This window comes from Sulfitobacter sp. UBA1132, from assembly GCF_002311545.1.
Lineage (GTDB): Bacteria > Pseudomonadota > Alphaproteobacteria > Rhodobacterales > Rhodobacteraceae > Sulfitobacter > Sulfitobacter pontiacus.
On record NZ_DCAN01000014.1, the window covers coordinates 1 to 21217 of the forward strand.

Sequence of the window (21217 nt, forward strand, 5' to 3'; positions counted from 1 at the left end):
AACCATTAAATCCGTATACCCCAACCATTAAATCCGTATACCCGTATTTCTCAATGTCCCGTCTTTTGGCGACGTGGGTCACATCCATGACCTGTGGCCATTCATGGGCTACGTCACGGCACAGACGTCGCGCATCGCGCTCGCAACTGGCAGCGTCATCACCACTCTGCGTCATCCCTTGCTTGTGGCCAAAGCAGCAGCCTCGATCGACCGCTTGTCAAATCAGCGCCTGGTGCTAGGTATCGCCACGGGTGATCGGCCAACAGAGTTCCCGGCCTTCGGTCAGACAATGGATGCGCGAGCCACGTTGTTCCAAGAAGCATTGACTGTGTTGCGTCAAGCCTGGCGTGAGGACTTCCCGGAAATCTCCACGCCCCGAGTGAACTTGTCGGGTGCAGATACGCTGCCGAAACCGGCGTTGAGAGACATTCCCGTGATGGTGACTGGTCATTCACGCCAGTCGGTCGAATGGATTGCCGAGCATGGGGATGGCTGGCTTTACTATCCCCAAAATATCGCGCAGCAAGCCATGACAATCAAGAATTGGCGGTCGCTGACACCAAGATTCAAACCCTTCACGCAATCCTTCTATATTGACCTGTCGGAGAATCCCGATGAACCCCCGTCGCCCATCTTCCTCGGGTTTCGGGCTGGTCACCGATTCTTTACTGACTACTTCAGCCGCTTGCGCGATATTGGGGTTAATCATATTGGCCTCAACCTGAAATACGCGACACGTCCGGCGCATGAGATTGTTCAGGAACTTGGCGAGCATGTCGTACCGCACTTTCCGGCGCACGCTACTGCCCATTTGGAGGAGGCGCAGGATGCTGCACGGTCATAAAATTTTTGCCTGGGATCTCGCTTTTACTTCTTCGGCTGGTACCTATGCCTTCGATGTCCAATGCGAAATGCTGGCTGACATCGGTTATGACGGCCTGACCTATGCCGTCTGGTCAGGGAGCCGATGGGAAACCGCAAAGCGTCTATCCACCGTGAAAGATCGTTTCGGTTTGGAGGTCTTTAGCGTGTATGTGGTGATCGACCTGGATCAGGGCCCACAGCATCCCATCAACGCAGGACTCTTGCGGATGCTTGAGGAGATGGAAGGCGTGAAGGCTGTCAATCTTGGAATCAGGACGGCAGGCCACGGTTCAAATCATCGAAAGGCACCGGACGACAAGGTATTGCAGGACTTCCTTGGTCGGGCACTTGAGATTTGCGCACGGCGCGGAATTAACATCCTGCTGTATTTTCATCTGGGCTTCTGGATGGATCATTACTCCATTGCGGCACAGATCTGCTCGGTCGTGAACCATCCGAATCTCGGCATCGTGTTTCCAAGCTATCACTGGTATGGCTACGAAACCAATGCAGGCAGCCCGACGGAGGGCTATCAGGCAGTAGACCCGACGCCAGCGTTAATGGCGTCAACACCCTTCATGCGGGAATTGACTCTCAGCGGCGCAACCCGCAGCCCACTTGGCTGGAGTCGTATTGCCACTTTCGAGGCGCTCGATGCAGGAGAACTCGACAACTTCGCACTTCTTGGACTTGCCAAGTCGTTCGGTTATACCGGCCCCGTCGGCTATGACGGCACATTGGTCGGGGGGAATCCATACAGCACGCTCAAACGCTCCTATGACGCGATGGACGAGATGTTGGGTTTGCTGACAAAGCACCCTGGTTGGGCCAAGCGTGAAACGCACCCGTAACCTATGATTGAGCGCACCTACATGTCCCAACACCCTTTGATTGCTGCCCAATTGAGGCAGGCGATGCGCGGCGTGGCCTCCACGGTGACGCTAATCACGTCGATCGCTCCCGATGGCCACGGACACGTAATGATCGCCAGTTCATTCACATCAGTCTCACTGGAGCCGCCCACGGTTCTAGTGTGCATTGGTCAGCAAACCCGTATCCATGGGCCGCTGCTGGCTGCTCGACGATTCTGCATCAATGTACTCCGCGCAGAACAGGAGGTACTTGCGGTGCACTGCCGTAGCGCCACGGGGACCGACCGTTTCGATCATGAAGCCTGGCGATTTGATGAAGTCAATGGGTTGCCCTATCTGCAAGGGGCGCAGGCTTCGCTGTTCTGTGAGCTGATTGAACACCATGCAGTCGGCACCCACTCGGTAATGCTGGCCAGTGTCGAGCGTGTGCTCACATCTGCATATGCCGATCCACTCGTCTATCTGGATGGCCGCTTCCGGGCCATAGATCCAACCCGTTGAAGATATGCAGCGAAGAATTTCACAACTGCCTCGGCATATCTCTAGACAGCCTGCCGGGTTATGTGGCTGAGACTCTTCGAGCATTAGCCAATGCCCATTCCCCGCTGCCGTCCGATTTCCCACGCCACGCCGCCACCGCTCACCGTCGCGGCAAGTTGCTGCCCCAGGCGTTGTTCGATCACGGGTTTCCACGGCACCAGCGAGAAGCCCAAGCCATCATCGAGCATCGCGTACCGCCCACTGGCGAGCATGACGTTGCGGCGATAGATGCCGGCCACACGCTGGCCGTCTGTCACGGGCCGGTGCTCCAGGCCGGTTTCAGCGGCAATGTCCTTGGCGACCTGTGACAGCTCCCGGCTGCGCAGCGTGTCCAACAGGTTGCGCGCCAGAATCACGCGCTGTCCGCGTCGCTCGGCCAGACCCTGTTCGGCCAGGAAGTCGGCGCGCTGCTGCATCGCCTGTTTGGCCTCTGCACCAAAGCCCAGATCACCCAGGCCCGAGCCGCCAATCAACTGCTGGTCGAGCCAGGTGGCCCCGATGACGCGCACCTGTCGCTCGATGGGCAGGTGCGATTTCAACTCCACGGCCACGCCGCCCAGACGCTGCGCGTCGTAGCGCCGGCCCTGCTCGGGAAGGTCGCCAGGCACCTTCCATAACCCCTCGGCCATGCGCTCCACGATGCCGGCCCGGCGCAGGGCTTCCAACCTGCGGACATGAGCTGTCACGACCTCTTGCGGGTCACGGCCGGGGACGGCCGGGCCCTGTGCCACCGCCAGGTGGTGATCGGTGCGGTACAGGCCATCGCTCGCCAGCGCGGCGATGTTCCTGTCGGCCGCGCGCACGTCGGCCGATCCCTTCACCTCCACCACGGCCCCGGCCGGGTAGTTCGCCAGCTCGTCGCGGGTGTTGAGCGCGACGTAATGGGCCTTGCCGTCCACGCCGTCGATGACCAGATAGCCTCGGTCGCGCAGCTCGTCGGCCAGCCCCTTCGCTGCAACGCGCCCGAGGATGGTTCGGCCATCGTCTCCCGGCTCGAACACCGCCAGTTCGCGCGGCTCGCCGCGCATGGCCCGCTGCATGGTGCGGATGATGTCGCCACGTTCGCCAAGGGCGCGCAGGGTCTTTTCCGCATCCGCATGGACGGCCCAGGTGCCGGGCTGCGTATCGTCGGCCAGGCCCAGGCGCTGCAAGCGTTGCAGGCGGCCGATCAGCAGCAGGCGCTGGCGTTGCAGCCGGGGTTCGTTGAAGCGTTCGATCTGCACCCGGCCATCCTCGCCGGCCTCGCGTTGCAGGGTGCGGTCGAGGCTCGTCCAGCGCTCCTGTTCCACCTCGCGCTGCAAGGTCTGCTGGATCTCCAGTTCGGTGCGCGGCCCCAGCCATTCGGTCGCCAGTTCGGCGGCGCGATGGCGGAAGCCGTGGGCGATGTAGTCGCCGGCGATGATGAGGTCTTTGCCGGTGTCGTCACGTCCGAGCACGATCAGGTGGGTGTGCGGGTTATCGGTGTTCCAGTGATCGACCGCCACCCAATCCAGCCGCGTGCCCAGGTCGGCTTCCATGCGGTCCACCAGATGCCGGGTGTAGGTGCGAAGGTCGTCCAGTTCGGCGCCGTCCTCGGGCGAGACGATGAAGCGGAAATGGTGCCGGTCGTCGGCGGCCCGCTCCTTGAAGGCGTCAAGGTCGGCTTCGTCGGTCTGCGGCCCGTAGGCCCGGCCCGGTTCGCCGTCGCGGCCCGCGCCGTCGCGCTCGATGTAGCGCAGGTGCTTGGCGAGCGATTGCGGGCTGGCACGCTGGTGATTGACCAGCAGCGTCTTGATGGTCACGCGCCGCGACATGGGCGTCAGCTTCGCGCCCGCGAAACGCGCCGCCGTGTGGCCGCGCCCCAGGCGTGAACCAGGCCGCTGGCCGGCGCGTGCGCCGCCGCCGGCTGCGGAATGACGCATCGAGGACTTGCCGCCGCTGGCCTTGCCCGCCTGCTTGAGCACCTTGGAAACGAAGCTCTGGCCCTGGCCCTTGCCCCGGTTCTTCGGGGCTCTGGGGCGCACGCGGAAATCGTCGTCGCGGCGGTCGGTCATGGCTGCGCTCCTCGCAAGCTACGGCGTGTCCTGTCGTGCAAAGCACGCGGACATGCCTGCATTGGCGCGACCCTCGCGCCCCAAGCGGCACGGCGGCAAAGCCGCTGCGTGCCGCACCACCCCCACGTGCAGACTGGCTTTCGACGCGGCCCGGTGCCGCGTCCTTTTGTCTTGCCTTCCGCCTTTGCCCCTCGCTGGCGCTCCGGGCAGCGGCGGCCCGGCGGCGCTGCTGCGTAAGCAGCCAGCGCACCGGCGAACGCGGACACGGCCGCAGGCCGGGCGCGTTCGAGGCAAGACGCCTGCACATGGGAAGGCAGCGCGAAGTGCAGCGCGGATGCGCTCGCACTGCACGCGCGACGACACGCGGAAAGCCACTGGATCGGCATGCCCGATGGCACGACAAGATGCACGGCAACGTACAGCGAGTCGGCGGCCATCATGGGCGAGCCTCCAGCCAGACCGGATGCGCGACGCCGATCACGGCGGATGCGCTGACCGGCCCGAAATAGCGGCTGTCGAACGACGCTGGATTGGTCACGCTCAACAGGAACAGCTCGCCCGATTCGAGGCGGCGGCAAAGCTGCAAGGATGGCAGCGGCCGGCCCAGCCGGTCGGCAGGCAGCGCGGCGGCCGCAGGCACGCCGTCGATGCGTACCTGCCCGGCGACGATGCAAACGTGTTGCGGCGCGACCGCGCCCACACGTTTGAGCAGCGGAACGCGGGTCGGCAGGTAGCCGCGCTGCGCAGCCAGCATGGCGGCCCTGTCGGGCAGCGGCACCAGCACGATGCTGTCCACGGACAACGGACGTGGCAGCGAGGCGGTGCGCGGGTCGAACGGTTCGATGCGATACCAGCCGACCGCCACGCTGTCGGACGGGTTGTAGGTCAGACGCGGCAGCGGCGACACGAAAGCCGCCCAGGCCAGCGCAGCGAGGCCGACGGCGGCGAAGCCCGCCAGCACGATGCGAACGCGCAGGCGCGAGCGAGGTTGCGGCGCGACTTCGTGCGTGCATGGGGTGTTGGATTGGGTCGTCATGGCAGCGCCTTTCCGGCCAGCCAGGCGGCGTGCCGCTCGGCGGTGTATTCGGGCAGCGCCAGGCGGGCCGCCAGACGGTTGCCCAGCGTGCGCCAGTACGCTGGCGACACGTCGATGGCGGCGATGCCTTGCCCTTCGATGCCGTCGATGCGTTCCAGCACGGCACGCACCGCGTTTTCGCCTTCGGCGTGCAGCAGCAGGCGTGCGCCGGGCCGCACGCCGGGGATGCGCTGCATGTCGTCCAGCGGCGTGGCGGCTTGCATCACCATGAGCTGCCAGCGGATCGTGCCGTAGTCGTTTGCTTCCCAGCGCACGCGGCAGAACATTGCACGCGGCAGGAACACCGCGCAGCGCCGCCAGCGGTCGAGCCGCAACGTGCGTGCCGGTTCGCCGAAACGCAGGTAGAGCTTGAAGCGCGGTTCGATGTAGGCGAGCGATACGCGCGTCAGCGGCACGCTGCCGGCCTGGCCGGCGAGCGTCGAAAGCGAAGGCGGCGGCGCAGCAGCCGGTGCAGCCGTCGCCGCGTGAGCGGCAGGCAAGGCGGATGCGTTCATGGCAGGTTCTCCGGGCGCTTGTCGGGGAACTCCCGTTCCAGCAAGCCGCGCAGCAACTCGGCCACGGTCACGCCCTGGCCGAAGGCGGCGATCTTGATGCGTGCACGTAGCGCGGGCGTCACGTCGAGCGTCAGGCGGGCCGTATAAAGGTCGCCCTTGTTGAGCGCATCGGCATCGCCCTGGCGAATCCACGCCTCGGCGTGCGGATTCGCGGGCGGACGTGCGCCGATGCCGACGCGCTTGCTGCGCGGGATGCTCATGTCGGCCACCGCAGCAGTTCATCGGTGAGCACGGCGATCTCGCGGGCGGCGGCGCTGTCGGGCGCCGTCTCGCGGGCGAGCCGGCCAGCGGCCACGCTGTCGGCGAAGACGATGCGCTGGCGCACTTCGCTGCGCAGCGCCGGCAGCGGCTGTTCGGCCAGCGATTGCCGCGCTTCCCTGCCGATGATGGTGGTGCTGACGCGCCGGTTGATGACGAAGGCCGCGTGCAGCGCAGGCCGGAACACCTGCGCTTCGCGGATCAGCGCCACCATCTCGGCGCTGGCCCACAGGTCATACGGACTGGGCTGCACGGGAATCAGCACGCGCTCGGCCGCCAGCAGCGCGGAACGCGCCAATGCGGCGATGCGCGGCGGGCCGTCGATGATGACGTGATCGGCGCGGCGGGCCAGCTCCGGCGCTTCCTGATGCAGCGTCTCGCGGGCGAGGCCCACGGTGCTGAACAGCCGGGGCAAGCCCTGCTGGCTTCTGCGCTGCGTCCAGTCCAGTGAGGAACCCTGCGGGTCGGCATCCAGCAGGATGACGTGCAGACCGCGCATCGCCAGTTCGCCCGCGATGTGCGTGGCGAGCGTGGTCTTGCCGACGCCGCCTTTCTGATTGAGAAGCGCGAAGATCATGACGCGGCCTCCCATGCTGGAAAGCCGGGATTCGCCTGCCCTGCAAAACGCTGTTCGCTGTGCCGTTTGGCGGTTGTCCACCGAAACGGTGCGCTTCTACTAAAAGTTAGAGATTTATAGTTAGGTAAGTTAGAGAGGCTGAAAACCCGCGCCATTACTGGCTTTGCGGCGTTTTCGTACTCCTGATAGCACGATAGGCGTACTCCCGATAGCACGATACCGGGTACTCCTGATAGCACGAGGCCGTCCACAGCTTTTCCCGCAGTTATCCCCGTGCCGTATGCAGCACGGGCCGGAAGGTCAGCAGTTCGGTGTTGTCGTCCGGCATGCGCTCGATGCCGAGGACGTAGCCGGGTAACGACTGCCGTGCCACCAGCACGCGCAGGTCGTAGGCGAAGTCCGAGAAGCGAGCCGCGCTGCCGGATTTGCGATGCAGATGCCGGAAGTCGAATTGCCAGCCGTGTTCCTGCCGCCCGCCGTGCTTGCGTACCAAGCGGTACAGCCAGCGTTCGATGCCGCCCTTCAAGCGGAAATAAGCCGGGTCGATGGTCAGCACCAGGGCGGCGTCGAGCACGCCGGCATAGAACCAGTCCGGCAGGATCAGCTCGATGCCCAGCGGCGTGCCGCTGGCATCGGCCAGTTCGCGCCATTCGTTGATCCACGAAAAGCGATGCAAGCGCCTGCCCGTGGTTTCTCGGATGGACGTGGCCACACTGGTCGATTGCAGCCGGTCGAGCGCCGCTTTCAGGCGCAGGTAGTCGTTGAGGGATGTGCCGCGCCCGATGAAGCGCAGGATCTCGTAGGGCGTGGCGTGTATCCAGCGCGACGGGCGAATGCCCGCGTCGCGTGCCTCCACGATCTGCGAGGCCGCCCAAATCAAAACGTCGGCATCCCATATCGTGGCGATGCCGTGCTCGGCCGTGCCTTCCACGCGGATGGTGATGTTCCCGCTGCGGAAGTCGATCGGCGCGATGCGCCGCGACTTCGCCAGCGAGAAGAATGGAAAGGCCATCAAGTCCTGGCTGTCGCGTGGCGCCATGTCGCCCGGCAGCGCGCGGAACAGGTCGAGCTGTTCGCACTGCGGCAAGGCTTGCCCTGGAGGGCCGGACATGGCGAAGGCCACCCACGCGCCGACGATCAGCGGCCATCACGGTAGTCACCCGCGTGGCGTTCGGCGTATTCCGGGTCGGATGTAGCCTCGTAGCTGCGCTGGTCGGCCCAGGCATCGAGGTCGCTTACTGCGTACATGACGCGGCGACCGAACTTGCGGAACTTCGGGCCACCGCCGATCACGCGCTGCTTCTCCAGCGTGCGAGGACTGAGGCGCAGATACTCGGCGGCTTCGTCGTTGGTCAGGTAGCGTTGGGGCTGCGAGGGCGCAGCGACAGTAGCGGCGGCAGGCCGCAAGGGAGAGGGTCGCATGGGGTGTACCTCCATCAAGCCCGGCCACACCACGCGGCCGGATAGAGGCACTTTCAAGAAAGCAAGGCTTCTTGCTAAGGGACGATTTGCAGGGGGCGCGAAACGTCCCCCCTCCTAATGCGACGGGAACGGCGGAAGCTGTGCCAGGCGGCGGTAGCCGCCGCGCATCAGCGCATCGCCCCGGCGCACCAAGCGCCGCACGCGGGCACGCAAGGCGCTGTCTTTGTGCCAATCGGCCGCGACGGCATCAACGCCGAACAGCCCCTCGGCAACCTCGCGCAAGGACGCGCCCGCCAGGGTCGCGTCGAGTGCCTGCAAGGTGTGCAGTTCCAGCACTGCGGCGTGCGTGGGCCGCGAGCGGGTCGCCGCCGCAGGCGCGGCCCCGGTTGCAGTGGACAACGCATCCAGCCCAGCCGCCAGTGCGCGATAGCGTGCGCAAGGCGTAGTGCAGCCTCGGATGGCGTAGAGGTAGGCCATTCCGTCGGCCATGCTCGGCGTGAGCGTGAGCCGCACGCAGCAGCCGGGCCATTGCGCCGTCAGCATCAGGCGCTTGCCATCATGGATCAGGTGCTTGCGTCCTGGGACGTTCCAGAACTCGAAGGCATCGGCATCCGGCGGCGGGTCGTCGTCCGGGTAGAGCTGGATCACGCCATCGTGATCGGGGAACCACGCCGGATGTGCGTCGCGCGCATCCAGGGCGGGATCTTCCAGCAGGCGCAAGCCCCAACGATGCGCCGTATCTGGTCGGCGGCGGCGGTGCAGCCAGTCGCGCCGGTAGTCAGGGTTTCGGCGCAGGTACTCCCAGGCCAGCGCGGGGCCGCCCTGGTGCAGAACGTAGAGATAAGCCGCTGTCGGATACCAGTGTTCGACGCTGCGATTAGTCATGACGGAACCTCCCTGTGCTTGGGGTGCGTCGCCTGGATTCCGTCGTGCGGGAGCTATCGAATCACCATCAGGTTGTCATCGAAATCGGGGTAAGCTGTAACTACTGGTGTCAAGACAGATTCGCTCCGGGGCATTGCTGAAATCGTCTGAATGCGACGGCTGCGCCGCCACGAAAATGGTGCGCGGCATGGCGCACGGTGCAGCAGCCCGCGCCAAAGATCATGACTGTTTGCGTCAGAAGCGCACCGCTTCGGTGCAAGGATGTGGATTCAGACCTGCCCGGTCTTGGGTAAGACCGAAATAGTCACGATGCGCCCGTTTGACCCGGCTGCGCTGGCTTGCATCAATCCATGATCGAGCCGTTTTCCTGCGCCAGCCGCACGTATTCCGATAGTCGCCGCGCAGGTTGAAAGTAACTGTCGCGCATCACGGGCCACTTGCACGGCCCGACGATGGCAGCCAGATCGGACAGCTTCACCGTTCCCAAGGCGGGCATCCCGATCCCGAGGTCGATCAGGCCGTAGGCCGTATCGCCATCGGTAGGATCGAGCGCGGCCAGCAACCAGGTCGCGTGCGCGTCCGGGGTGAATAGCCGCACCACGGGCATCGGGTCGATGCTCTGGCCGTTGGCGCGCGCCTCGCCAACGGCGAGCAGTTGTGCGTGCTGTTCGGCAGTGATGAGCGGTTGGGTCATGGTTGGCGCTCCCACGAATCCGACGATGCAAGGAGGAGCCTTCCTGCCAAAACACGGAAGCGGCGAAATGGATGCGTGCTTTCGTGCGAAAGCACGAAGGCGTAAGCCGTCGAATCCGTACAGGCACGGAAGCGCAGAAGCGGAATTGTGCAGGCCATGAAAGACACGGATGTGGCTCCACGGGTTTGAGGAAATCCGCATATGCGGATTTCCGTAAAAGCACGAAAGCGTGCCTCTCAGCCATAAATGAACACTATAGATTGTAGCCCTATAGGGCGCAATGGACTGTCATCTTGGTTTTTATGGGGAAACCAAGTTGGTGACAGCGAAACACTCATTGGCGACGGCGATACGGACAGTCAGGAAGGCGCGGGGCTTGAGCCAGGAAGCGTTTTCGGACGTGTCTAGCCGCACCTACATGAGTTCGCTGGAGCGCGACTTGAAAAGCCCGACCCTGCACAAGCTGACCGAGCTGTGCGAGGTCATGGAGGTGCATCCGCTCACGCTGCTGACGCTGGCCTATGCCGGCGACAGCACGGATAAGACCGATGAGCTGCTGGCGCGGGTACGCCAGGAGCTTGAGGCGGTGTTGAAAGAGCGCAGCACGCCGTAGCGCGCGTCGGCGTGTAAGACTGGATTCCGCAAGCGGAGCGCGTAGCGCCGCAGGCGCGAAGGCGTGAGGGATTGAAGCCGCATGGCCGTGACGGCTTGCCGGCACGGGGCGCAGCCCGAAAGCCCGGCGGTGCTAGCAGCGCCGACACGCCATCTTGGATTTGCCTCCACGGGCATTGAACCTGCTGAATATGACTGCGGCAATACCGGAACCAGAAACGATCGGGCGCGAGCTGACGGTTTCCCGCTGCCGCGTGTTCGGTGCTGCGATAAGCAGCGCTGCACCCCGCCGCAATGGGCGGGATGCTTGGGGTGGCCGTCAGGCCGCTTGCGGCCTGCTGCGCGACCAGATCAGGTCGTGCGTGCCGTCCTCGCCTTCGATCAGGCGGGCATACACCGGCGCCGGGAACGAAGGATCGTCGAGGGTCACGGACAGGTACTCCCGCCCGGCCTCGCTGGTCTTCTTCCACGCCGCGCCGATGTCGTGGCTGGCGGCCTGGAGGCGGAAGTCGGGGGCGTTCTCGCTGTTGCCCTTGTCGTTGGGAACCAGCTTGACCTTGACGTTGAGCGTCAGGGTGCGAAGCGTGCCGGTGAAGCCGTCTTTGTCTGCGGTGAAGGTGCCGATGTTGGCCATGATGTTTTCTCCTTTCGGTTGAACAAGGTTCGCGCCCATCGCGTCCTTGTTGTGATCCGGCCGGCGGGGGACGGGCTGGCTGCACCGCCTGCGGTCGCAACGCAGTGGAGAGCCGGGAGGCGAAAAGAATTTGCTGCGCGAGGAAGCCGCGCAGCGGCGGGGAAATTGTTTTCGCCGGACGGTTGCAGCCATGAAGCCCGAGGCGCAGCCGCGCCCCCGCCAGGATTCACAACGAGACAAGGACGCCTTGGGCCGAACCGCTCCGAAAGAAGATGGGGCCGGCTCGGCATCCCCGCCCGAAGGCTTCTCCGGCTCGCCCGCTGACGCGGGCCAGGTCAACCACCCAACGACAGGCGAGAGCGCCCCTGCCGCACCTTGCGGCGCCGGTTTTGAGGCGTGGCGTGGAAGCTCCATAGCGATGCCGGGCGGGATGTTCGTGAACCGTCCTTCGTGACGTGATGGGCGAGAACCGCCAGCGTTGAGGACGGCACGCATCCGAACAACCTGCCGCAGCAAGCGCCAGCGTGTTCGCCAGCACCCGTCCATCGCGGCGGGACGCTTGCCGGGCCGATCCGGCGCAGCCGGTTCGGCGGTATTAAGGGGCGCCAAGCTGCGCGCGGCGGGGATAGCCCGCAGGGCTTTCCCCTGGAGGCAAGCGAAGCACGCAGCGCCGCAGGCGCGAAGGCGTGAGGGATTGAAGCCGCATGGCCGTGACGGCTTGCCGGCACGGGGCGCAGCCCGAAAGCCCGGCGGCGCTGTGCGCCGACACGCTCAAGCAATTTACGGCATCATTCTATGACTGAATATTTAGCCATTTTCCCGTTGGGAACCGCTCATCAGGCAAGGAGGTTGTCGAGTCATGCGTGTTTATATGATCGACAGAAATATCGTATCCAAAATTTCATCAGGCTTCAAAAATTGCAGCATCGAAGATAAAAATTTCATTAAATCACTGGATACAAAAGGAAGTGCCATAAGCCTTCTTCTTTCAAACATCGAAGGCCGACTTGGGATTCCTCAAGACATGAGTCAAGCATCCTCCGGCATGTTCGCTGAAGGTGACATAGCTAAGGGGTTCTTCAAGAAGGCTCGCGTTGATTCAGGTTTTTTTGAAGCCTTCAACAATCTTGCCTCCTGGGGTATCACAACTCATCAGAGAGACTCTTTTCTGAAAAATTCAGAAATCGTCGCATACCTACAAGATACGTTGCATCAGCCGCGCAGCCCGGCCCAAGCTAAAGAGGTTAGGGAGGATATTTTAAATTTCGCATCTAAGCGAGATATGGAAATTGGCCACCCAATCATGCTGTGTGGCTTGTCGACTTTATATGGAAACAAGAATGCGCATGGAGTGCTAAAACCTAAGAAACCCAAACAGAATGATCCTAAGAGAAATGCGAGGATTTATAACGCATTGGCCGACCTGATGGTGATTGTCAATCTTTCAGAGTTGGCGGGCATAAGCAGAGGAATGAAAATGCGAATTCATTTCGCAACAATCGACAAACCTCTCCATGGATTTGTTCAGGAATTCGGACTGCTTGGTGTTACAAAGAGCCGTTTAGCCCTAGTCAATGACAGCACAATCACCCTTGGATTCAATATGTCGCTTTTCCCAAAGCTAACCGGCAACGAGGCAGAAGAGTTCAAGGAATGGTTCAACACCAAGAAGCAAAAAACATGAACATAAGGTTTAAGCCTTGACCTTGAACACCGGGCGCGGCTACTGCCGCGCCCGGATTTGCTTTTCACCGCGCCCAGGACGGAACGGCCTGGGCGCGGTGCTGATCGCGGTTATTCCTTCGTCTCGATGAGCCACCACACGGCACGCGGCAAGACGCGGCCCGTGATGGGATGAATGTCGGTGAGGTCGGCGCAGGCCGTCCAGCCCAAGGGCGGACGGTAGCCGCGCACGTCGCCATCGCCGTGCCAGCGGCGGGCGCGTACCGTGCCGGGGGCGTAGATCGCAGCCATACGCGGGCGGCTGATGGTGGTGCGGGTCATGGGGGTGTCTCCTTCCAGCGAAGCGCCCCGGTTGAGGCCGGGGCGCATGCCTTCGGCGCGGATCAAGCGGCCAGCGCCTCGGCAGGTTCATCCGCTATTGCCTCGGCATCCTCCGGGGCGTCCTGCTCCGGGCCTGCCTCCTGCGCGGCATCCTGCGGGCCTGCGGCCTTGAAGATGGCGGGCATCCAGCCGGTGCCATCGGCCAGCCGTTCGGCCTCGCTGGCAATGTCGGCCTTCTTCAACTTCGCCAGCCGGGTGACGTGCTGCGGCGCGTACTCGCCCACGGCATCCAGAATCACGGCCTTCGGAACGTGCTTGAAATAGCCTTCTGCGGTCGGCTGCCACCATGCGGCCATGTCGAGGCCCACGGCCTGCGCCAATTCCTCGCCGGGTTGCTGCACCGTGGTGCGGGGCGTCACCACGTCCACCGTGGAAGCCACGCATACGGCCAGCAGCCGCACCAGTTCGTCTTGCGGCTTCGCCAGCAGCGCGGCGAACAGTTCGGCGCTGTCCTCCGGCAAGGCTTCGCCCGCCACCTGTTGCAGTTCGCGCAGTGCCACGGCGGCGGGCGATTCCGGCCAGTCCGGGGCCATGCCTTCCAGCCGGTCTTGCACTTTCAAGCTCATGCCCAGCGGCAGGTCGTGGCCGTAGTGGCTGCCCTGCAAGATGGTCTGCACCATGCCATGCACCACGGCAGCCAGCGCGGCTTGCGGGTGCCGGGCGACTTCGATTTGCAGCGCGGCGGTGCGGTGGGCGCTCAACCGCTGCGCCAGCCGGTCAGACATGGCGGCGATCTTGGGCTGTTCGTCGTCCTCGCCTTCGTCGTCGTTTCCGGCTTCGCCTTCGCCGCCGAAACCCTGCCGCAAGCGTTCCAGCGTGCGCAGCGCCTTGGCTTCGGCCTCACGCATCAAACCGCGATGAATCACGGTTTCGCCGTTGCGGTCGATGGTGACGATAGCCCCGGCTGCGGCCTTCACGTTCGGACTGTAGTCCTGCAAGCCATCTTCCAGCGCCTGCAATTGCTCGCCCACGGCTTCGCCTTCCTCTTGCAGCGCGTCGGCCTTGTCCTCGTCCTCGGCGTCCAGCGCGGCATCCACTGCTTCGGCCAGTTCGTGCAGCTTGGCTTGCAGCTTCTCGATACGTTGGGCCTCGCGCTTGATTGGCTCGCGTCGCTCCCTGGGCGCACGCTGGAAGGCGTGCAGGTCGGAATGGGTCATTCCCGGCGTGGCATCCACCCATGCCCAACCTTCGGCGCGAACATTGGCGGCAATGCCTGCCAGCCGGTCTTGCACCAACCGTTCCAGCAGCGCAGCACCGGTCAGATACACGCCCGCATCGCCTTCCGCGAACAGGTCGCGGCGGATGCCGCCGCCTGCGGCTTCGTAGTTGTCCAGCCCGACGAAGCGCACCAGCGGATGGCGATAAGCGTCGATTTCGCGCTCGGTCAGGCGTTCGCGCAGACTGTGCGGACTGCGCTGCCACGTTGGTGCATCGTAGAACGCGGCTTCCTGTGCCGTGTGATCGTCGGTGATGGCAAGCGCCATCAACTGATCGAGCGTGACGGCATCGGCCCGATAGTCCGCCATCAGACGCGGCGAGACGTTCGCCAGCTTCAAGCGGCGCTGCACCACAAGCGGCGTAACGGAAAAGTCCGCCGCTATATCCTCAACGGGGCGGCCTTCGGCCACCAGCGCCGCGAAGGCTTCAAACTGGTCTGCCGGATGCATGGCTTCGCGCTGCACGTTCTCGGTGAGGCTGACCGTGCGGGCGCTGCCATCGGCCACGATTAGGCAAGGCACCTCCCAATCCTTGGGCAAACGACGTTTTTTTGCCAGCAGCTTCAATGCGGCGAGCCTGCGGCCACCGGCTACTACTTCGTAATGCTTGCCATCGACAGCAAGAATCACGGTCAGATTTTGCAGCAAGCCAACACGCTCAATGCTCGACGCCAGCGCCTCGATGGACTGGCCTGCGGTTTTGCGCACGTTACGGCGCGAGCGGCGCAGCTGTGACAACGGCACCAGAATCAGGCTTTGTGCTGGGGCTGTAGTTTCGTGTGTGGTGATGGTTTTGGATTCGGTTTGAGTAATGGCGTGCATGATGAAAACTCCTTTCGGTTCTGGAATGCAGCAGCGAAAGAAGCGGCAAGGGGTGCTGCCTGCCCCTTGCCGCGCAGGGGTCAAGCTTTCAACTGGCGCATACCCTCAGCCAGCAGCCACAGGGCGCGATTCAGGCGAATGTCGGAGTCAATGCCTTGTACCGCTCGGGTGCTTTGGCGGCGACCGTTGGCGCTGCGGCCACGCAAACCGCCTTTGATCAGGTTTTCCTGTATGCGGTTGAAGGCCATCCACAGATCGGGGCGGCGATCGTCATACCGGCGCGGCATCAGAATCTGACTTTCCGTGATGGGCGCGGGCTTGTCCGGGTCGTCGTACTTCAAGGCCAACGCGGCGCGTGCGAATATTTCTGCTTCGCCTGCATCCAAGGTGATGGCCTGCATGGCTTCGCGGGACTCCTGCGCCCGTTCAAAGCCGCTCAACACCTCGTAAGCGCCTTCAATGACCTGCCCGGTAACATCACCTTTATGCGGAATGCGCACATCGGCCACGGTGTCGCCGCATACCAGACCATTAGCGCAGACAAACCTGAACGCTCCCGCCAGCATCTGATAGCTGCTGGTGCCATCGTGCGAGTTCAGCAAAATAATTTCGTTGGCGATGCTGTCATTGACTTGATTGGCATGGCGCAGGCGGATCATGTGCTTGGTGAAGTCGCGGCGGTCCTCGTTACGGACGCGGGTTTGCGTCACCATGAAGGGCTGAAATCCCTCTTTCCGCAGTTCCGTCAGCACGGCAGCTGTGGGGATATAGCTGTAGCGTTCTGAACGGCTCTGGTGTGGTGTGTCGGCATAGATGGACGGCACCACGGCTCTGATCTGGTCATCGGACAGCGGGAAGTCGCTGCGAAGCACCGGGGAACGGGAAGCGAAACGGGATGCAAGCATGGTCTTTCTCCTGACAAAAAAGGTTTGCTGTTCAAACCGCACACCGGATTCCTAGATTCGGAGCCCAGCCTTTCGGCTGTTCGGTGCGGTTGGCACGAAGAACCCGGTTGGTCTTGTTGCCACCGTCTTTCCTGAGTTCATCGCCCGCGACGGTCAGGAGCCCACGGACGTGGGCCGTCAAGGAGGAAGCGCCAGGTTGGTGCGGCCCGCAGGCGCAGCCGAGGACACGGCCTGGCGCGCCTTGACGGCACGCGGCCACGGGCTACAGTCGCGGACAAGGTGATGAGGTCAGGAAAGATGGCTGGACAGGCAACAACCACCAGGCATGTGCCGACCGCACGCAAGCGAAGCGCGCAGGCCCGAAGCTGGAAGCCGGGCCGTAGGCGTTAGCGATGGAAGCCCGAAGGGGCGAGACGCGTAGCGGCTCGATGCCATGCACGACAGCGCGCCCCGGCCTGCCCGGGGAACGCCCTATAATTTGCGTTGGAACTGCCTACCTATCTTCCGGCAATTCTTTGCCGCCTGGTAACTCGATTTTTGCCTCCCGCATCGCAGCATCGATTAAAAAACCGTTAAAACCCAACGAGTTAAGTCCAGTTTCTTTCATCAGAACAACTTGGAGTGAAACTTGCATTAAATACAGGGAATTTCACCGACTTGACGGACACTGCCGGGAACATGCCGTCTACGAGGACATGACACATGCAAATCGACAACTCCTATTCTGGGCTTTACTCCGCCTTGAACAAGAATACTCAGACGACTGATAACTCAAGCGCTGCGGCACAGGGCACATCGCCGAATCTTGACTCACAGACTTCGTCTTTCGCCGCACTGATGGCTGCCCAGATGGGGACAGATAACATCGCCACCAAAGCCGTTAATGCAACAGGCGCTGTTACAGCGACCAGCGGAAACTCGGCTATCGCGCTTGAGAAGATTGATCTGGAAAATCTACTCACTGATGAAGATAAGCGCCTGACCGGATGGCCAGATGCCCAGCCAAACTGGGCTGCCATTTACATTGCCCTAGATCGCAAAGATGGCAGCCTGCAGGGGCCGATAACCAGAGACTACTTGGTAGGCAATCCTGAACTGAATATGGTCGGTTTGGCTGAAAGAAGCCAAGGGGAAGGTGGCATCACTTCCAGGGTTGTCGATGAGTTACTGGAACGACTCGCCGGATGAGGCATGCAGTGCCATTAACCCGTTTCATCCACCTGCTTGAAAGCGGGAACTGACTCCCTTTCTGACAAGGATTTGAGACATGCAAATCAGTAGTTTTTACTCATCCGGCCTGCCCTCGAACTATTCGACGCCTTCGAGTAGAACGACCCAGGCAGTTAGCAATGGCGACTCAGCGAACCCGAGTCCCGCAAGCAGCGGCAGCTACACCGTTTCCCTGTCTGCTGAAGCGCTACTAGCCGCACAGAATGAGCAGGAACGATCAACTGCCAGCAGCACGACCAGTGACGATGGCTGGAACTGGACAACATCATCAGCAGGCATTGCCCATGCAACCGGCCCAGATGGTCATGAATGGAAAAGAATTGACCTCAACCAAGTGCTGACGCCTGAGGACAAAAATCTGGTGGGGTGGCCTGCGACCAATAACCCTGCCGCTCAACAGGCAGCCCTGTTCATCGCATTGGATCGGGCTGATGGGCATTTGCAAGAGGCGGTGACACGAGAATACTTGGAGGGCAACAAAGAGAAGAACATTGCTGGACTGGCTGAACGCAGTCCGGTGATTTCTCAATCAGCCGTAAGTGATTTTCTCAAACGACTGGGATAACCAGATTCCATCACCAGCATCTTTCGATGCTGGTGATGGTGTGAGGATCAATACGTGTAATGGACCCGCACCGAGTTCGTTGAAATATAGGGTGGGTTGAACAGGCTCACCTGCAGCGTACCAACCCTCATCTGGAACTGTAGCTGCGCGTTTGCAGGAATATTGGCCCCAGCTGCACTGATTGAGCCGACGTTGGCCGCAGTCACATTCGCCTCCCAGGCATTCGACCCAGCCTGGATGATCAGACGTACACTAACCTGGCTGTCCCAGCCGCGCAGGTTGGTGTTATCCCATGTGTAATCGATGCTGTTCGTGATGGCGTTGGCCGGCGGGTTTTGCCCAGCCAGGGGCACGAGAATGCTCCCACCTACCCATACTCCCCCCTGAGTTGGGGCTGGCCCGGAACCGCTACGATACCAACTACTCACGGCTTGGACTTCTGCGTCCCTGGCCTGCTCGTGGAGCTGGAAATGGCCAAACAGTGCCGGATCTTCCTTAGCCAGATCGATTGGAGTCAGGATAATGCCATTGGCATCGGATACTTTACGTTCTGGCGCCGCAATCATCTTACTCATAGTTCAGTCCTCTAATGATTTACACATAGCCGAATACAGCCAGAATCCGGCTGAACATTACTTTCGTGAATTCCCCAAGTGCAGCAGGTGAATTCACACACAAGATGTATGGCATTTACGGCATTCAAATCAGGACCTTTCTGGTCTTGCTCATGACGCATAAGGTCTGAACCCATAACGGGAATGACGCGTGGAACGGCAGGACTGCATGGGAAATGCCCGCCTAAAACAGCACGGCAACAAGTGATATGTCACTGCAAAACCACCGCAGCCAGCACCAGAAGGGAGGACACCTTTAGAAATACACAGTGAGGGGCGATGTAAAAACTACAAGTTGGGATCGCTTGATTAAGACCCTAAGAGTCTTAAAGAAGCTGAAAAAAGACATGATATCAGGCAGAGGAGACTGGCCTCCATCCGCTGGATACGGTGGTTTCCTCGGGCGCCAAGGATAGAATTCCGAGTGGAACGCCCCCAGAAAGAAGCCAATGCGCAGCACCACAGCGCGACTGATCTTCTTCCGGGCCTGCGAAACAGCCCAGAAAGTCATACGAATGCAACGTTTCGACAAAGGAACTGCTATGCGACTTTTGTTTCAACGTGCGGCGGCACGATTTCAAGCACGGCGCACATGGTATCTGTACGAGTTGAGCGATTGGGCACTTGCCCTCATCGGCATTATTTCGTTTCTGATTGCGGGGTATTGGGGCATGGCCGTTGCCGACGTATTGCAAGACCTGGTTAAGATGACGAATAGAGGCGGGTTGTCCTGGATTAGAACCGCAGGTTTCGCATTACTCGGCCTCCTGGGTATAGCCATTTGGTTCTACGGCTGCATCGCGGCGCGCTGCCATAGCATTCTGTTTGAGCGGCATTTTCGCTGAAGTCAGATTACTGACAGCTGAACCCTTATCTACAAACACAGCGCGGAGAGTCGTGAGCTGGAGCCGCATTGTCAGGCAAAGCAAAAAAAGGGGGCCGAAGCCCCCAAGGCCTACAGCAAGCCCTGCTCGGCAAACGATGTGGTTCTTTGACCTGCCACGATGATGTGATCCAGCGTGCGAACATCCACCAGAGCCAGCGCATCCTTGAGCCGTTTGGTTAGAGTTTCATCAGCTCTGCTTGGCTCTGGGTGCCCGCTGGGGTGGTTATGCGAGAAAACCACTGCCGCCGCATTGAGCCGCAATGCCTCCTTGACCACTTCACGTGGATATACCGATGCACTATCGATCGTGCCGCGGAACATCTCGATGTATTCAATCAGGCGATGCTGTGTATCGAGAAACAACACTGCGAATACTTCGTGCTCAAAGCCTGCCAGCTTGGTGCACAGGTACTCTTTGACTGCTGCCGGATTAGTAAAAGACATGCCTCGCTGCATTTTTTGGTCAATAGCCTGACGCGCTGCATCAAGGATCTGGTCAACAGAGGCCGGCAGGTAACGTCCCTGTGCGTCACGCACCAGCAGAGAGGAGTCGATCGAGGAAAAAGACACTTGCGACATGTTCATGCTCCGGTTGCTCGGGCGGAATTGCCCGGAACCGTGGCCAGCACGGCGCAGCGCAAGCAGTCAGGGGTCGCAGACGGCCGCCAGGACGCAAGCGTGCATGGCACGCGCCGCCCTTGACGGCGAGAACGCCGTGATACGGTGAAGGGAACAGCAAGACCGCCCACACCCCGCCCACTGCACACTGTCGTCTTTTGGGCAAGCGAAGCACGCAGGCCCGAGAGGGCCGGAGGCGTCAGGGGTCAAAGCCGGATGGCCGCGATTCGGCACGAAGCGCGGGGCGCAGCCCGCGAACCCGACGGCGGCACGCCGGGACGCCCGACTGCTTGGGGCAGGGCTACTCGTTGTCGGTCTTGCGCTGCTCGATCTGCAACTGCGCCCGCTGCGTTGCCTGTTGTAGCCGCTCCACCAGCACGCCCCTCGGCGGCAAGGCGGTCAGGTACTCGGCGACGTGGATGCCCGACTTGTCCAGCTCCAGCAATTCGATCTGCTCGCGCTTTTTGCCGGTGCAAAGGATGATTCCCAGCGGCGAGGCTTCCTCCGGCTCCCGTTCGTGCTTGTCCAGCCAGCGAAGGTAAAGCTCCATCTGTCCCTTGAAAGCCGCCTTGAACTCGCCGACCTTCAACTCCACTGCCACCAGCCGCCGCAGTTTGCGGTTGTAGAACAGCAAGTCAAGGTGGAAATCTTCGCCGTCAATTTGGATGCGCTTCTGCCGAGCCACGAAGCTGAAACCTGCGCCCAGCTCCAACAGGAAGGATTCCATTTCGCGGATGATCGCCGCCTCCAAGTCGCCTTCCTGCCATGTGTCCCGCAGTCCCAGGAAGTCGAGGATGTACGGGTCACGCATGACCAGGGCGGGCGACATGCGCTGCGCATCGCGCATCGTCGCCAGCTCCTGCGCGATCGTCTCGCCCGGCTTTTGGGACAGTACCGTGCGCTCGTACAGCATCGAGTCGATGCGCTCGCGCAGCGTGCGCACGCTCCAGCGCTCGGCGCTCGCCATCTGCGCGTAGTAGTCCCGCTGGAGCGGGTCTTTCAGCGGGATCAGGGCAATGAAGTGCGTCCAGCTCAATTCTCGTATCAGTGATACGAGAATCTGCTCGTCGGGGAAGGTGGTGGCGAACTGCACCATGCGGCGCAGGTTTTGCTCCGCAAAGCTGCTGCCGTACTCCTTCACCAACTGCGCCGCCAGGGTAGGCAAGACTTCCTTGCCATAAGCGCCCCGGCGCCCGTCCAAGACCTGCGTGCGCATTCCACTGATGGCGGACAGTGATTCCATTCCCATCGCGGA

General features: G+C 61.8%; 24 protein-coding genes. 8 read left to right on the forward strand and 16 right to left on the reverse strand.

The window, feature by feature from the left end:
• Positions 1-37: 37 nt before the first annotated feature.
• The 3 genes from B4F27_RS11295 to B4F27_RS11305 are packed head-to-tail and all read left to right on the forward strand — an operon-like array spanning position 38 to position 2237.
• Positions 38-844 (forward strand): TIGR03571 family LLM class oxidoreductase, encoded by an 807-nt coding sequence (locus B4F27_RS11295; RefSeq protein WP_223822194.1) that lies wholly within the window; start codon positions 38-40, stop codon positions 842-844.
• A complete protein-coding gene (locus B4F27_RS11300; protein ID WP_021204042.1) occupies positions 828-1715 on the forward strand; it encodes a sugar phosphate isomerase/epimerase family protein in 888 nt (295 codons plus the stop codon). The genes B4F27_RS11295 and B4F27_RS11300 overlap by 17 nt, the downstream gene beginning before the upstream one ends.
• A gap of 3 nt (positions 1716-1718) precedes the next feature.
• Entirely contained in the window at positions 1719-2237 is a 519-nt protein-coding gene (locus tag B4F27_RS11305) for a flavin reductase family protein (protein WP_059318564.1), read from the forward strand.
• Between the two features lie 83 nt (positions 2238-2320).
• Here the strand turns inward: B4F27_RS11305 and B4F27_RS11310 are convergent, their stop codons facing one another.
• The 9 genes from B4F27_RS11310 to B4F27_RS11350 all read right to left on the reverse strand — a co-directional run bounded on the left by B4F27_RS11310 (position 2321) and on the right by B4F27_RS11350 (position 9795).
• Entirely contained in the window at positions 2321-4309 is a 1989-nt protein-coding gene (locus B4F27_RS11310; protein ID WP_021204044.1) for a relaxase/mobilization nuclease and DUF3363 domain-containing protein, read from the reverse strand.
• A gap of 436 nt (positions 4310-4745) precedes the next feature.
• Positions 4746-5345, reverse strand: coding sequence for a S26 family signal peptidase (locus B4F27_RS11315; protein ID WP_021204045.1), 600 nt, complete (start codon positions 5343-5345; stop codon positions 4746-4748).
• Positions 5342-5899, reverse strand: coding sequence for a DUF2840 domain-containing protein (locus tag B4F27_RS11320; protein WP_021204046.1), 558 nt, complete (start codon positions 5897-5899; stop codon positions 5342-5344). The genes B4F27_RS11315 and B4F27_RS11320 overlap by 4 nt, the downstream gene beginning before the upstream one ends.
• The gene (locus tag B4F27_RS11325; protein ID WP_031270616.1) at positions 5896-6159 is read right to left on the reverse strand and encodes a hypothetical protein; all 264 of its coding nucleotides are present in this window, start codon (positions 6157-6159) and stop codon (positions 5896-5898) included. Before B4F27_RS11325 ends, B4F27_RS11320 begins: the two co-directional genes overlap by 4 nt.
• The gene (gene parA / locus B4F27_RS11330; RefSeq protein WP_021204048.1) at positions 6156-6794 is read right to left on the reverse strand and encodes a ParA family partition ATPase; all 639 of its coding nucleotides are present in this window, start codon (positions 6792-6794) and stop codon (positions 6156-6158) included. Before parA ends, B4F27_RS11325 begins: the two co-directional genes overlap by 4 nt.
• 265 nt (positions 6795-7059) lie before the next feature.
• Complete coding sequence (locus B4F27_RS11335; RefSeq protein WP_031270617.1) at positions 7060-7905, reverse strand: replication initiator protein A; 846 nt, start codon at positions 7903-7905, stop codon at positions 7060-7062.
• A 26-nt stretch (positions 7906-7931) separates the two neighbouring features.
• Positions 7932-8216 (reverse strand): helix-turn-helix transcriptional regulator, encoded by a 285-nt coding sequence (locus B4F27_RS11340; protein ID WP_023083109.1) that lies wholly within the window; start codon positions 8214-8216, stop codon positions 7932-7934.
• A 114-nt stretch (positions 8217-8330) separates the two neighbouring features.
• Positions 8331-9101 carry a DUF2285 domain-containing protein gene (locus tag B4F27_RS11345; protein WP_021204051.1) on the reverse strand — a complete coding sequence of 257 codons (771 nt, stop codon included), beginning with the start codon at positions 9099-9101 and terminating at the stop codon, positions 8331-8333.
• Between the two features lie 343 nt (positions 9102-9444).
• Positions 9445-9795, reverse strand: a complete 351-nt coding sequence (locus B4F27_RS11350) for a DUF2958 domain-containing protein (protein ID WP_021204052.1) — start codon at positions 9793-9795, stop codon at positions 9445-9447.
• 319 nt (positions 9796-10114) lie between these two features.
• Between B4F27_RS11350 and B4F27_RS11355 the strand changes: the two genes are divergently transcribed.
• Positions 10115-10408, forward strand: coding sequence for a helix-turn-helix domain-containing protein (locus tag B4F27_RS11355; RefSeq protein ID WP_071533935.1), 294 nt, complete (start codon positions 10115-10117; stop codon positions 10406-10408).
• Between the two features lie 318 nt (positions 10409-10726).
• Here B4F27_RS11355 and B4F27_RS11360 read toward each other — a convergent pair whose 3' ends face one another.
• A complete protein-coding gene (locus tag B4F27_RS11360; RefSeq protein ID WP_021204054.1) occupies positions 10727-11041 on the reverse strand; it encodes a DUF736 domain-containing protein in 315 nt (104 codons plus the stop codon).
• An 859-nt stretch (positions 11042-11900) separates the two neighbouring features.
• Here B4F27_RS11360 and B4F27_RS11365 point away from each other — a divergent pair.
• Positions 11901-12725 (forward strand): hypothetical protein, encoded by an 825-nt coding sequence (locus B4F27_RS11365; RefSeq protein ID WP_023124806.1) that lies wholly within the window; start codon positions 11901-11903, stop codon positions 12723-12725.
• A 110-nt stretch (positions 12726-12835) separates the two neighbouring features.
• On the opposite strand, the gene B4F27_RS11370 is transcribed toward B4F27_RS11365, so the two are convergent.
• The 3 genes from B4F27_RS11370 to B4F27_RS11380 all read right to left on the reverse strand — a co-directional run bounded on the left by B4F27_RS11370 (position 12836) and on the right by B4F27_RS11380 (position 16049).
• Positions 12836-13045 (reverse strand): hypothetical protein, encoded by a 210-nt coding sequence (locus B4F27_RS11370; RefSeq protein WP_008643223.1) that lies wholly within the window; start codon positions 13043-13045, stop codon positions 12836-12838.
• A gap of 62 nt (positions 13046-13107) precedes the next feature.
• Positions 13108-15144 (reverse strand): ParB/RepB/Spo0J family partition protein, encoded by a 2037-nt coding sequence (locus B4F27_RS11375; protein WP_286759705.1) that lies wholly within the window; start codon positions 15142-15144, stop codon positions 13108-13110.
• Positions 15145-15224: 80 nt separating this feature from the next.
• Positions 15225-16049 (reverse strand): DUF932 domain-containing protein, encoded by an 825-nt coding sequence (locus B4F27_RS11380; RefSeq protein WP_023112229.1) that lies wholly within the window; start codon positions 16047-16049, stop codon positions 15225-15227.
• Positions 16050-16751: 702 nt separating this feature from the next.
• Between B4F27_RS11380 and B4F27_RS11385 the strand changes: the two genes are divergently transcribed.
• Entirely contained in the window at positions 16752-17237 is a 486-nt protein-coding gene (locus B4F27_RS11385) for a hypothetical protein (RefSeq protein ID WP_031641397.1), read from the forward strand.
• Positions 17238-17316: 79 nt separating this feature from the next.
• Positions 17317-17844: a hypothetical protein gene (locus B4F27_RS11390; RefSeq protein ID WP_286759706.1), complete on the forward strand. Its 528-nt coding sequence runs from the start codon at positions 17317-17319 to the stop codon at positions 17842-17844.
• A gap of 47 nt (positions 17845-17891) precedes the next feature.
• Here B4F27_RS11390 and B4F27_RS11395 read toward each other — a convergent pair whose 3' ends face one another.
• Positions 17892-18419, reverse strand: a complete 528-nt coding sequence (locus tag B4F27_RS11395; protein ID WP_023112230.1) for a hypothetical protein — start codon at positions 18417-18419, stop codon at positions 17892-17894.
• A gap of 488 nt (positions 18420-18907) precedes the next feature.
• Between B4F27_RS11395 and B4F27_RS11400 the strand changes: the two genes are divergently transcribed.
• Positions 18908-19303: a hypothetical protein gene (locus B4F27_RS11400; protein WP_105929255.1), complete on the forward strand. Its 396-nt coding sequence runs from the start codon at positions 18908-18910 to the stop codon at positions 19301-19303.
• 110 nt (positions 19304-19413) lie between these two features.
• Here B4F27_RS11400 and radC read toward each other — a convergent pair whose 3' ends face one another.
• Both radC and B4F27_RS11410 read right to left on the reverse strand, forming a co-directional pair.
• The gene (gene radC / locus B4F27_RS11405) at positions 19414-19923 is read right to left on the reverse strand and encodes a RadC family protein (RefSeq protein ID WP_023112231.1); all 510 of its coding nucleotides are present in this window, start codon (positions 19921-19923) and stop codon (positions 19414-19416) included.
• Positions 19924-20263: 340 nt separating this feature from the next.
• Positions 20264-21205 carry a PDDEXK nuclease domain-containing protein gene (locus B4F27_RS11410; RefSeq protein ID WP_021204058.1) on the reverse strand — a complete coding sequence of 314 codons (942 nt, stop codon included), beginning with the start codon at positions 21203-21205 and terminating at the stop codon, positions 20264-20266.
• Positions 21206-21217: the final 12 nt, after the last annotated feature.